Origin of the sequence: Psychromonas sp. (assembly GCF_041586535.1) — a bacterium.
GTDB lineage: Bacteria > Pseudomonadota > Gammaproteobacteria > Enterobacterales > Psychromonadaceae > Psychromonas.
In genome coordinates, this window is record NZ_JBFGZY010000128.1 from 1 (window position 1) to 12,045 (window position 12,045).

Genomic DNA, 12,045 nt, shown 5'->3' on the forward strand with positions numbered 1-12,045 from the left:
CGAAACCGTTGCATTGGCAAAAGCGGTAAAACTACACACTGAGAGTCGTACTTTCTTATATGGTAACAAGACGGTTATTTTCCGTTAAACCAATACAAGGTGAACGGCGCTTTTTGCTGTTTTTGTTAAAAATAGACACGGCAAAGCGCTGCTCTAAGTGGTCACCTATAAATTGTACGGTACTTTCAGCTCGCCGCTATCGCCGGTGTTGCAGTTTTCGCTCTGGCGGTGGAAAAGTAACTAAAAAAGGTGTCTCGATCCATCCAGCGTGTACCTGACCGTAATGTAAATGTTTAAATACGAGATTACCATATAGCAAAGGGATAACTATGACAGCAAAGCATATTGATGGAAAACTTATTTCAAAAACCGTTCGTTCAGAGGTAGCTGCACGGGTCAAATCTCGCTCTGATGCGGGCCTACCCGTACCGGGACTGGCTGTTGTTTTAGTCGGGCATGATCCTGCCTCTCAGGTTTATGTACAGAACAAGCGTAAAGCTTGTGATGAAGTCGGGTTTCTATCTAAATCATTTGACCTGGCGGAGACAACAACAGAAGAAGAGTTACTTGACCTGATAGACAAGCTTAACCTGGACCATGAAATAAACGGTATTCTGGTACAACTCCCTTTACCGGCAGGTATTGATACAACTAAAGTACTGGAACGGATCTTACCGGAAAAAGATGTCGATGGCTTTCATCCGCATAATGTTGGTCGTCTATGCCAGCGTATACCCAAACTTCGCGCCTGCACACCAAAGGGAGTGATGACGCTGCTGGAGCGTTATAATATTAAGCTACTGGGCAAAAACGCTGTCATCGTTGGCGCATCGAATATAGTCGGCCGCCCAATGACTTTGGAATTGCTACTAGCGGGTTGTACCACGACTACCTGTCACCGATTCACCAAGGATCTGCAGGCATTTATAGGTCAGGCGGATATACTGGTCGTTGCCGTTGGTAAACCCGGTTTTATCCCGGGAGAGTGGATCAAAGAAGGCGCAGTTGTGATCGATGTCGGCATCAATCGACTGGCGTCAGGTAAGCTCGCTGGCGATGTCGAATTTGACGTTGCAAAAGAAAGAGCTAGCTTTATTACGCCAGTGCCCGGTGGCGTCGGTCCGATGACAGTTGCCACCCTTATAGAAAATACAATGTTCGCTTGCGAACAGTACGACAATATGAAGTGATTTCACTCATCCCGAAACATAAGCGGCACCACACCAAGTAACAAAAGCTTCAAATCTGCAGCTTTTATTACTTGGTCTTACTTATACCAATTCCACTAACTACCTGATAAATCCTACAGGCTAAAATGAACCACTTCTGCGTTAGAAATTTTACAAAGGAAACAACAACTTACTGCAACCTCCACCTTGAATTGATTTATTTTTTCTCGGTAATATTTGATCACAAACTTAATAAGTTTGGTGTGAAATACCTTTCACAAATCGGCTATGAAAGTTTACGAAAAATCAACTATCCGCACAGCTTTTACACATAAATTTCAATAAGTTATACAAACACCAGACTGCTGACCAAAAAACGGCCTATTCAGCCCAGAAATTTGTTCCATATCGCGATAATATTATCCCTTTCCAAAATAAATTGTTCGGCACTGATAATGCGCTCTTTTTTATTCAAACTTAATCGATGCGCTTCATCACGTAATGCACAATAGGCCCCGATTAACGCTTTTTCTTCTTCCGCGGTTAATAACCCCAACCGCCGGCAGGTTTCAAAAATACGTAAATTATCGGACCATTTACACAACTCCCGATCACAGCGGCAGGCATGCGCCAAGACCAGATATTGGGCAATAAATTCGATATCAACCATGCCACCCGGCGAGTGTTTTAAATCAAACTCCCCCTCTTTGGCCCTATTCAAGTGCCTGCGCATTTTACTGCGCATCTCCATAACATCGGTTGCCAGGCAAGTATTATTTCGAGCTTGTATTAACGCGCTTTCCCTTGCTTCATTAAATTCAGCTAAAATCTGCTCATCAAAAAAAACCGCTCTGGCACGTACCAATGCCTGATGCTCCCATGTCCAGGCATCATTCTGTAAATATTTTTTGTAACTTGCCACACTTGACACCAAAACGCCGGAATCACCCGACGGGCGCAGGCGCATATCTACCTCATACAGAATTCCGGAGTTGGTGCGTGCATTAAAGATATGAATAATACGTTGTGCGAGACGAAAATAAAAAAGCTGATTATCTATTTTACGCACTCCGTTTGTTTCTCCCCGGATATTTGTGTCGTGCAAAAAGACCAGATCCAGGTCAGAGTCATAACCTAACTCGATACCTCCCATTTTACCGTAACCAATCACCGCAAAACCTTTACGTTCGGAATCGGCAACATTGCTCGGTAAACCAAATTTTTCAACCAGTTGCAGCCAGGCGATTTGCACCACATAATCGAGTATAGCTTCACTTAAATAAGTCAGGTGATCACTGACCTCGGGTAACTTAATCGAGCCTTCAATATCCGCGGCAGCAATATAAAGAAATTGGATTTGTTTAAACTGACGCAATGCATCCATCTGCTGCTCCATATCCTCTTCAGGAATACGCAGCATAAACTGCTGTAACTCAGTTTTGTAATCACACAATTTGGTTGGTTGATAAAGCTGCTGGGGATCCAATAGCTCATCCAGTAAAATAGGATAGCGGGCCAGTTGCGCAGCGACTCTCGGACTGCTATTGCATAACTTTAAAAGCTGTTTTAATGCACCGTTATTTTCATTTAATAATTCTAAATAAGCAGTGCGGCTGAGGATCGCCAATAACAACTCTTTGAGACGATGAAGTAACTCAACGGGGTGACCATAATGGCAAATTAGCGCAATCATTTGCGGCATCAATTTATCCAGGGTAGTTTGTCCGCGCGTCCCAATCGGGCGTTTTTTCAGATCTTCCTTGAAAACAACTAATGCACTGGCCAATTCACCTGCAAGTGGCTCATCCAGTCCCTTTCCAGATAACAGTTTGATTACCTCCTGCTGACTTAACTGCAGAGTCCACAGTTCAGATAAAGCCTGATCGGTTTTTTCCTGTGCCTCCTGTTTATCATCTTCGCCCACAACCCAGCTGAATTCATTGTGAATATTAGCCATAATCTGCTGTAATTCTTGATAAAAATCCGGCCATGTCGGATAGCCCATCACCGTAATTAAGCGACATTTATCAAGCTCGTTAACAGGTAGAGTCTGGGTTTGTTTATCACCTATCTGCTGCAGAATATTTTCTACACGGCGTAAAAACTGATATGAATCAAGCAGGTTTTGCACACGCTCCGGAGGTAACTCCCCCATCTTCGTCAACACTTTTAAGGTTTCCTGCAACCCTTTACACTGCAGTTCAGGTCTACGGCCGCCACGAATTAATTGAAAGGCCTGCGCGACAAATTCAACCTCGCGAATTCCCCCTTTACCAAGCTTAATATTATCTTTAAGCCCTTTACGGCGTACCTCGGCACTGATCATCGCTTTCATTTGACGCAGTGACTCAATGGCGCTGAAATCGATATAACGGCGATAAACAAAAGGTTTTAATAATAGTTCAAGCGCCTTTTTGTAATCTCCCTCCTCACCAATCACCCGCGCTTTAACCATAGCATAGCGCTCCCAGTCTCGACCGTGACTTTGATAATAATCTTCGACGGATGCAAAAGTCGTTACCAGAGGACCGGATTCGCCAAATGGACGTAAACGCATATCAACTCGGTAGACAAAGCCGTCACTGGTAATTTGATGTAATGCGGCAATAAGACGCTGGCCGAGTTTGATAAAAAATGTCTGATTATCAATAGGCCGCCGCCCGCCCTGGGTTTCGCCACGTTCAGGGTAAGCGAAAATCAGATCAATATCAGATGAGAAATTTAACTCCCGACCGCCCAGTTTACCCATCGCAAAGATAAACATAGATTGTCTTACGCCTGCCTGATTGATCGGGGTGCCCTGCTCGGTGCATTGTTTGTTATACAACCAGCACATGCTTTTTAAAATTAATTCATCAGCCAGGTATGAGGTATGCTCAAGACTTTCCGCCAGGCTGGCTTTACCGAGCAACTCCCGCCAGGCGATCACCACCATATGTTTACGGCGGAACAAGCGCAGTACTTTATATAATGTCACTTCATCGCTAACTGCGGAGAGTACTTTCCTTAACTCATTGGAAATTTCTGCTTTACGCTGCGTTGAATTGAGTAAGTTACTGTCCAGTAAATCCTTTAATAATGCCGGCTGTTTGATTAAGGAGTCGGCAATAAAGTCGCTTAATCCCAGAACCTTTAGCAACTCAGCCTTCTCTGACGGCTTAAGGAATGCCAACTCCAGCCGCTCGTTGAGATGGTGAAAATGGCGCAGTGCGGCATCGTTTAATAAGGACATAGATCTCACCTGTAAAGAGAAACAATAATTAATACTAAAGATTACAACTAAATTAACGATTATGTGAAAAATCTCACGAATAAATGTCTTCTATTCAGTAAAGATAGTAACCCGCTAAACCGTTGTGCGAAAAACTTCACTGATATACCCAAACTACTTAAAGATGCAACGCATTCTGTGAAGCGTAAAGTTAAATTCTCCTGTTATACCAATCAGACTAATTATCTGATCATTTAATTAATCCAATTGGTATTACAGCAAAAGCAGCTGAATCAACAGCTTTGCTGTTGAAAAAAAACAACTAAACAAGCAATAATGGGTAAATTTTTCAGTAGCATAGCAACTTGTTGCTCGAAAAATAAGATGCTAAAAGAGGCACAGATAAAAATATATTCTATAAATAAATCCCGAATCGCTTGACATATAATGACAAGCAACCTAAATTAACTGGCAAACGGACATTAAATGTCACCCCCTATTAAGGAGCATTATGAATATTCACCAAATTGCGACCCACCTTAATCAGCTTGATGATAAGAGTGAAACTGGCTTTAATTTTGACTGTACACCCATTAATGGTGACATTGATGTTTTACAAGTTGAAGTTGTGGGACGGGAAGAGATTCCTATCTTCATCTCAATTAGTGATAACCAGATTCTTTGTATCGCTTACCTGTGGGGCGAAAACGAGGTGCAACCAGAATTGAGAAACAATATGATGGAAGCAATGCTGGAAATGAATATTCCGATGCCGCTTTCCTCCTTTGCCAAAGTTGAAGATAAATATGTACTAAATGGTGCTTTGTCCATTAACTCAAGTCTTGATGACATTGAATTAGAGATTGTTACCTTAAGTGATAACAGCCTTGAAGTGATAAATGAAATGAGCAGCTACTTAAAATAATTCGGAGATTTAAAGATGAGTATATTTAAAAAAATTATTACCGCTGTACGTGGCGGTGCGCGCGAAGCGGGTGAAGCTATTGTAGACGCAAATTCCACGCGTATTTTTGAACAGGAAATTCGTGATTCAGAGAAACACATTACCATTGCAAAACGTGATTTAACTGAAGTCATGGCCAAACAGATGCAGTCTGCACGCGAACTGGCGCAGGTACAGGCAAGCATAAAAGAGCATGAGGGTTATGCCATGCAGGCACTCAACAAAGGTAATGAAGCATTAGCCATTGAAGTTGCAGAAAAAATAGCTGAGCTGGAAAAAAGTGAAGCAGAGCAGCAGCAGGCTAATGAAAGCTACTTAAAAAGTGCGGATCGTTTAAAAGAGTTAATTAAAAAGAGTGAGCGTCAGTTAACCGATTATAAACGCCAGTTAAGTATGGTCAAAACAACAGAAAGTGTGCAGAAAGCAACCTCAGCTATCACTGATAATTTTGTTGCCAGTAACTCAAAACTGTTAAGTGCAAAAGACTCTTTAGAGCGCATTAAACAAAAACAGGCAATGTTCGATGATAAATTAAAAGCGGCAGAGCAACTTGATGCGGAAAACAGTGACACATCATTGCAAAGCAAGCTTCAGGAAGCCGGTATTGGTGCGCAGCAATCAAGTGCTCAATCAATTCTGGATCGTTTAAAAAACAAATAAATACCCTCCAACTCTGCACCCGGGTAGCCTCTCAGTAAAAAGGTACCCGGTTGTTTTTTGCTTTTTAACAGGAAAAAATAATGAGTTTTTTTAAATCACTATTTGCTAAAAAACAACCCGTAACAACGCGCAAACTAAGTCACCCCAATGAACTGCAAATCGGCGACATTTTCACTTTTAGTGATAGTTTTGCACTGCCGCAGGCGATGCGTAAGCAGCAGCTTGAAGTGACCGAAATTAATACTATTGAGTTTAAGCATGAACATTATGCTCAAGTAGTAGGTCAGGGTAGCGGTGCGCAGCTTGTTTATATCAGTTTTCCTAAAAACCCGCAGAGATTGGTAAAATTCAGTTTATTATTGACCCGTCAGGAGGTTGAGAGTTTATTTGATTTAGGTGATTTTTCTGAAATTTTTGAACCGCCCGGTAGTGCACGTTTAAAACCTATTACCTCGCAGCACGACTATGCGGATATGGTGGCGCCAGAGTATATTCAGCAGGATTTTATGACCACAGGGTATTTCCATCAGGAAGATTATCGTGTTTCTACTCCCCCACAGTTTGCTGATGAAAAACACGGCCGGGAATTTGAGTATTATTCATTAGAGGGCAGCCAGGGGCAGCGCGGTATTGATATTTTTATTTACGAAAATGGCGATACCGATGTCTATCTGTCTTTTTTTAGACCGGCTAATGAAATTGCGGAGTTATGGATTAAAGGAGCATAACCATGGTAAAAGGCGAGTTACCTAAAAAATGGCAGCAGTCGGCCAATGTGGCCAAAGCGGTACAAATTGCATTTGATATGGATATGCAGCTGCAATACAGTATTCGTCGCAGTGCGCTGGATAAAGGGATTAGCCCTTCCGAGCAAATTCGTCACCTGTTAGAGCTACCGACAAACAAAAAACCCAAACGTCCGCGTTTAACGGTCAGCTTAAGCGATGAGGATTATCAGAGATTGGGCGAACGCTACAATATACCTGCCGATCAGCAATTAGAGATAAAAAAATCGGTTATTGAAGAATTAACCCGCTTTGCCCAGCAAAGTGACTACCATAAATCCAAGTAGCCAGTGGATTAGCACTTATAGCGGGGTACAAGCTGCCTGTTTATCTGCGCCTCAAACTCAACACTGATTAGCTGTTATTACCGTTATTGTGCCAGTAATTCTCTTTGCTCATAGCCTGGTTTTTTGATTGCTGTAGAGCACGCACTAATGAGTCCTGTTTGCGCTTTACCCATTTCAAATATTCATTTTGCAAAACCTCATCCGTCTCAAGTTCGGCATGCTCGGCAATAACATTAACCATCGCCAACTCGGTATTTCCCCGTCTGATATCCAACCAGGGCGAATGAAAGGCCGCACTCTTTTCCACAGGAAAAAGGTTATCAACGCATGCCCCTAATAACAAGTTTGATTCTAATAAGCCCTGATAAGACAAAAGCTGCTTAATTGAAAAGGTCTTATTGCTGCCGACCTGCTTTAACTCTTGCCACCCTGACTCTAATACCGCTTTTGCAAAAGGCTCGATACTATTGGTTTGTTCGCTGAAAAAGATATTTTTCTCAAATTGAATCAACCATTGGGTCAGTGCCAGGACAAATTGACAATAACGGGTGGAGCTGAGAATTTCCTGAATCGCTTGTTGATCCGGCAGTTCATTCAACTGTTTTTCCAGTTTTTGGATTAGTGACTTGGGCTGCGGCAGTTTACGAATGTAAAACCCCCTGTCTTCCAGAATACTTTGTTGGATGAAACGTTCATCAAACCAGGAAAAAGTACGGGCGAGCCAATGCAGGCTGTCAAGCCAGTTTGCCGTTAACAGCCGCGGCACGGCATTTTTAAAGGTTTTAATATTCTGATGTAAAAATTTAATCCCGGTTAATAGTTGATATAAAGCCGCATCATCAAAACTTTCAAGGTAACAATATTCATGGTACTGAATATGCTGCAGACCATGCTGCAGATTGGTCATTAACGCCTGCTCAACTGACATTGATTTTGTTAAAGGAGAAGGTATAAGCGGTTTAACGTTAAAAGTACTGCCATCAGCCAGCATATAACCGCGTTGAGCTTTACTGACATTACCCAGCCTTACCTGAGGTAAGGTCGCAATATCTTTACCGAGAACAAACAACTGCTCCTCATCACCCTTGAGCAGTTCAAGTTCAATCTCACAAATATCTTTTTTGCCCATATTGGTTTCAATAAAACCACTATCATAGGCCACCTCTATCAGGGTATCCCCAGGCATTTCAATCAGCCATGTCTGACGATTAAAGTCGGTACGAAAAATAGGCAGCAATTGATCCTGGAGTTGCTTGATATCACAATCTGCAGGCCATATTTTACTTTTAAAACGCGCTAATTCCGGACGTAAACCTTCAATAGGTTCATTGTATTCCGGGCGCTGATGCAGGCCACCAATCACCCGACCGGCAGTTTTAATTGTCTGCACCGATTTATTATCACAACTACGGACGCGCAGCCCCATATCCATTTTGCGTAGTAGACGCTTACCGGTATCAAAATAAACGTTATTCAGGCATTGTTTTTTGGTAGAAATAACATGCTGAAGATTAATTTTTTCGTACAATTCCGAGGTGAATTGCGCGTTAAAAAAAAATTTAATTTCTATTTCTGTTTCCATAATTTATAAAAAATCCATCTACAATAAATGTTATTGATCAAAAAGATCGTAATAAAATCGTAATAATCACCCGATTATACTAAATTCATATACAAATGTGCGTAAAAGAAGGTTACTATGCGCGCAAAATTGCTTTGAATTTACACGTTCATACACTTAAATACCTAATAATAGGATTTTCCATGCCAGTTAATTCAATACTTGGAGTTTTCGCAAAATCTCCAATTAAACCCATTCTGACGCACATTGACAAAGTTGCGTCCTGTAGTGGCTTGTTAATCCCGTTTTTTGAAGCGAGCCGTAAACAAGATTGGATAAAAGCAGAAGAAGTAAGAAAAGAGCTGTCTCAGCGTGAAAAACATGCCGATGAATTAAAGCGCGAGCTCCATTTAAGACTTCCGAAAGGTTTATTTATGCCTATCGCGCGGGGCGATTTAATTGAACTCGCTATCCGCCAGGACAAAATAGCCAATACCGCAAAAGATATTGCCGGCCGCGTTTACGGGCGAAAACTGCAGATACCTGAAGAGATAGCTGAAGATTTCATGACCTATCTGGAACGTTGCTTAGATGCAGTACAGAAAGCTAAAAAAGCCATTAATGAGCTTGATGAGCTGTTAGAGGCAGGCTTTAAAGGCCGTGAAGTTGATATCGTGACAAAAATGCTCTCTGAAATTGAGTCTATTGAAGATGATACGGACTCTTTACAAATTAAACTTCGTGGTGAGCTTTTTGCTATTGAGCAGCATTACAATCCAATCGATGTAATGTTTCTTTATCAAATTATAGAGTGGGTAGGCCGTCTTGCCGATCACTCTGAATCAATCGGTGATCAACTCGAACTCATGCTTGTTCGTTCATAGCACGCAATAGGATTATTATGGATATTTTAACTACATACGGAAGTATATTGGTTATGTTTGCCGCAGCTGTCGGTTTTTTGATGGCTTGGGGTATCGGCGCAAATGATGTCGCCAACGCAATGGGAACTTCTGTAGGTTCAAAAGCATTAACAATCAAACAGGCAATTATTGTTGCCATGATTTTTGAGTTTGCCGGCGCTTATTTAGCTGGTGGAGAGGTAACATCAACCATACGTAAAGGTATTATTGATGCCAGTTTCTATATTGATCAGCCGGAATTATTAGTCTTTGGTATGACGGCGGCGCTATTGGCTGCTGGTTTATGGTTAGTTATCGCTTCATACTTTGGCTGGCCGGTTTCTACCACGCACTCTATTGTAGGCGCGATCGTGGGCTTCTCTGCAGTCGGTGTCGGCGCTGATAGTGTTGCCTGGAGTAAGGTAACAGGTATTGTCGGCAGCTGGATCATCACCCCGCTGATATCAGGTATTATTGCTTACATGATCTTTATGAGTTCGCAAAAATTAATCTTCAATACCAAGGATCCGATTGATAACGCCAAGCGTTATGTGCCCTTTTATATGTTTCTGGCAGGCTTTCTGCTCTCTTTAGTGACCATCACTAAAGGCCTGAAGCATGTTGGTTTGCACTTTACTACCACTGAAGCATTTATCCTGGCGACTATTATCGGTATCGCAGTGGCTGTTGTTGGCAAAGTATTTATCAACCGCATTAAAATCGATCCGCGCGCCGATAAAAAAATGCATTTTGCCAACGTTGAAAAAATATTTGCCGTATTAATGATAGTGACGGCTTGTGCAATGGCTTTTGCTCATGGCTCAAATGACGTAGCGAATGCGATTGGTCCGCTTGCTGCGGTTGTCAGTATCGTTGGAAATAACGGCGAAATAGCAGCTAAAGCAACCCTTGCGTGGTGGATATTACCTCTGGGCGGATTTGGTATAGTGCTCGGCTTAGCTATTTTTGGTAAACGCGTGATGGCGACCATCGGCACCGGTATCACACACCTGACACCCAGCCGGGGTTTTGCTGCTGAACTTGCTGCCGCAGCAACCGTGGTGATAGCATCGGGAACAGGTTTACCGATCTCAACAACACAAACCTTAGTGGGTGCAGTATTAGGGGTTGGTATGGCGCGTGGCATCGCGGCATTAAACCTGAGCGTTGTGCGTAATATCGTTATATCATGGGTGGTTACACTGCCTGTGGGTGCGGGTTTATCGATTATATTCTTCTATATGATGAAAGCGGTATTCAGTTAAAATAAAAAATGTTACGTTATTGTAAAAAAGAGAGCATACGCTCTCTTTTTTATATCTAATGCTTTTCCTTGCTAACTTTTGCTTTTAAAATAAGCCAAGATCAATCTGTATTAATATCTGCTCAACCTTGTCGGTCAAATTGAACGGGAAGATCATTGTTCGCATTCATTTTTCCTATGCAGTTTTTGACTAATTAATTAAGCATCGTTGCTATAACATTTTTTTACTTTAACTAATGGGACCCTATTTTGAAAATATTCAGATATATTATTACAGCTATCTCTCTGATGCTTTGCCTAAACGCATCTGCAGAAATCCGCTATGTTAGTGATGATGTCTTCATTTATATGCATTCAGGGCCAGGCCAGCAATATCGCATCACCGGCACAATCGACGTTGGCAGCACGGTCACCACTTTGAAATATGATGCTAAGACGAAGTTTTCTCAAGTGAGAACCGCTTCAGGAAAAACCGGCTGGGTAAAAGATAACGAGCTGCAAACGACATTACCGGCAAAAATCATGCTGCCAACAGTGCAAAAACAGTTGCAGGAAGCACAAAACAAGCTGCAGAATATTGCCCAGGAAAACAGCCAAATACTGGACGAAAAAACACAATCTATTATAGAAAAAGATAACTTGATCGCGTCGCTGGTTAGTGAGAAAAAAACACTGCAGCAAACTATCACTGAACTTGAGGCCGCCAACCTGGAGCTTGACCTGCTGCAGGATACAAAAGAAGAGCGTGTGAAAATGGAGTGGATGCTGTATGGCGGCAGTGTGCTGTTTTTTGGATTATTGATTGGTTTAGTGATCCCATTTTTACCACGCCGTAAGAAAAATAGAAATAATTGGTAATCGAATAGACCTGAACCTGTTTCTATTCCGTGGTCAATTTTTGTTCGAGATAAAAGCGTTGTAGCCGCGGCGCGAGGTGTCCTGCTCAGGCATTCTAAGTAAATACGCCGCAGCAAAGAGTAAAACACTTTTAGGCGAAACCTTAAGGCTGCGTATGCAGCCCCTTGCTACTGCGTAATCGGCTGCTTATGCAGAGTAGCCACTCGGCATAGGCTCTGCCTTGCATGAAATGCACGCGCAAGGTCAACAGATGTATGGACTCCCACCTCCCTCGGGAGTAGCGTAATAAGTAACCAAACTTTTACCAAGGAGCCCATACATGCTTAATTGTAATATTCTTGCGATTGATTTAGCAAAAAATTTGTTTCAAGTTTGTAAAACAGA

General features: G+C 42.2%; 10 protein-coding genes. 8 read left to right on the forward strand and 2 right to left on the reverse strand.

From position 1 onward, the window contains the following. Positions 1 to 329: 329 nt before the first annotated feature. A complete protein-coding gene (folD, locus tag ABZA00_RS13615) occupies positions 330 to 1,190 on the forward strand; it encodes a bifunctional methylenetetrahydrofolate dehydrogenase/methenyltetrahydrofolate cyclohydrolase FolD (protein ID WP_372882703.1) in 861 nt (286 codons plus the stop codon). A gap of 364 nt (positions 1,191 to 1,554) precedes the next feature. Here the strand turns inward: folD and glnE are convergent, their stop codons facing one another. Continuing rightward, entirely contained in the window at positions 1,555 to 4,401 is a 2,847-nt protein-coding gene (gene glnE / locus ABZA00_RS13620; protein WP_372882704.1) for a bifunctional [glutamate--ammonia ligase]-adenylyl-L-tyrosine phosphorylase/[glutamate--ammonia-ligase] adenylyltransferase, read from the reverse strand. 490 nt (positions 4,402 to 4,891) lie between these two features. Here glnE and ABZA00_RS13625 point away from each other — a divergent pair, with 490 nt between their 5' ends. From ABZA00_RS13625 to ABZA00_RS13640, 4 genes are all read left to right on the forward strand, one after another. Continuing rightward, complete coding sequence (locus tag ABZA00_RS13625; RefSeq protein WP_372882705.1) at positions 4,892 to 5,305, forward strand: YjfI family protein; 414 nt, start codon at positions 4,892 to 4,894, stop codon at positions 5,303 to 5,305. Between the two features lie 15 nt (positions 5,306 to 5,320). Then, the gene (locus ABZA00_RS13630; protein ID WP_372882706.1) at positions 5,321 to 6,004 is read left to right on the forward strand and encodes a PspA/IM30 family protein; all 684 of its coding nucleotides are present in this window, start codon (positions 5,321 to 5,323) and stop codon (positions 6,002 to 6,004) included. 80 nt (positions 6,005 to 6,084) lie between these two features. Beyond that, positions 6,085 to 6,732, forward strand: coding sequence for a hypothetical protein (locus tag ABZA00_RS13635; RefSeq protein ID WP_372882707.1), 648 nt, complete (start codon positions 6,085 to 6,087; stop codon positions 6,730 to 6,732). A 2-nt stretch (positions 6,733 to 6,734) separates the two neighbouring features. Next, complete coding sequence (locus ABZA00_RS13640) at positions 6,735 to 7,076, forward strand: hypothetical protein (RefSeq protein WP_372882708.1); 342 nt, start codon at positions 6,735 to 6,737, stop codon at positions 7,074 to 7,076. Between the two features lie 67 nt (positions 7,077 to 7,143). Here ABZA00_RS13640 and ABZA00_RS13645 read toward each other — a convergent pair whose 3' ends face one another. Beyond that, positions 7,144 to 8,658 (reverse strand): CYTH domain-containing protein, encoded by a 1,515-nt coding sequence (locus ABZA00_RS13645; RefSeq protein ID WP_372882709.1) that lies wholly within the window; start codon positions 8,656 to 8,658, stop codon positions 7,144 to 7,146. Positions 8,659 to 8,840: 182 nt separating this feature from the next. Between ABZA00_RS13645 and ABZA00_RS13650 the strand changes: the two genes are divergently transcribed. The 3 genes from ABZA00_RS13650 to ABZA00_RS13660 all read left to right on the forward strand — a co-directional run bounded on the left by ABZA00_RS13650 (position 8,841) and on the right by ABZA00_RS13660 (position 11,661). Then, entirely contained in the window at positions 8,841 to 9,521 is a 681-nt protein-coding gene (locus ABZA00_RS13650; RefSeq protein WP_372882710.1) for a TIGR00153 family protein, read from the forward strand. A gap of 17 nt (positions 9,522 to 9,538) precedes the next feature. Then, on the forward strand, positions 9,539 to 10,804 hold the full coding sequence (locus ABZA00_RS13655; RefSeq protein WP_372882711.1) for an inorganic phosphate transporter: 1,266 nt from the start codon (positions 9,539 to 9,541) through the stop codon (positions 10,802 to 10,804). Between the two features lie 248 nt (positions 10,805 to 11,052). After that, positions 11,053 to 11,661 carry a TIGR04211 family SH3 domain-containing protein gene (locus tag ABZA00_RS13660; RefSeq protein WP_372882712.1) on the forward strand — a complete coding sequence of 203 codons (609 nt, stop codon included), beginning with the start codon at positions 11,053 to 11,055 and terminating at the stop codon, positions 11,659 to 11,661. Positions 11,662 to 12,045 lie beyond the last annotated feature (384 nt).

What these genes read in the sequence shown, in the direction of transcription:
- folD (WP_372882703.1), top strand. Translation starts at nt 330, where the DNA reads ATGACAGCAAAGCATATTGATGGAAAACTTATTTCAAAAACCGTTCGT.
- glnE (WP_372882704.1), bottom strand. Translation starts at nt 4,401, where the DNA reads ATGTCCTTATTAAACGATGCCGCACTGCGCCATTTTCACCATCTCAAC.
- ABZA00_RS13625 (WP_372882705.1), top strand. Translation starts at nt 4,892, where the DNA reads ATGAATATTCACCAAATTGCGACCCACCTTAATCAGCTTGATGATAAG.
- ABZA00_RS13630 (WP_372882706.1), top strand. Translation starts at nt 5,321, where the DNA reads ATGAGTATATTTAAAAAAATTATTACCGCTGTACGTGGCGGTGCGCGC.
- ABZA00_RS13635 (WP_372882707.1), top strand. Translation starts at nt 6,085, where the DNA reads ATGAGTTTTTTTAAATCACTATTTGCTAAAAAACAACCCGTAACAACG.
- ABZA00_RS13640 (WP_372882708.1), top strand. Translation starts at nt 6,735, where the DNA reads ATGGTAAAAGGCGAGTTACCTAAAAAATGGCAGCAGTCGGCCAATGTG.
- ABZA00_RS13645 (WP_372882709.1), bottom strand. Translation starts at nt 8,658, where the DNA reads ATGGAAACAGAAATAGAAATTAAATTTTTTTTTAACGCGCAATTCACC.
- ABZA00_RS13650 (WP_372882710.1), top strand. Translation starts at nt 8,841, where the DNA reads ATGCCAGTTAATTCAATACTTGGAGTTTTCGCAAAATCTCCAATTAAA.
- ABZA00_RS13655 (WP_372882711.1), top strand. Translation starts at nt 9,539, where the DNA reads ATGGATATTTTAACTACATACGGAAGTATATTGGTTATGTTTGCCGCA.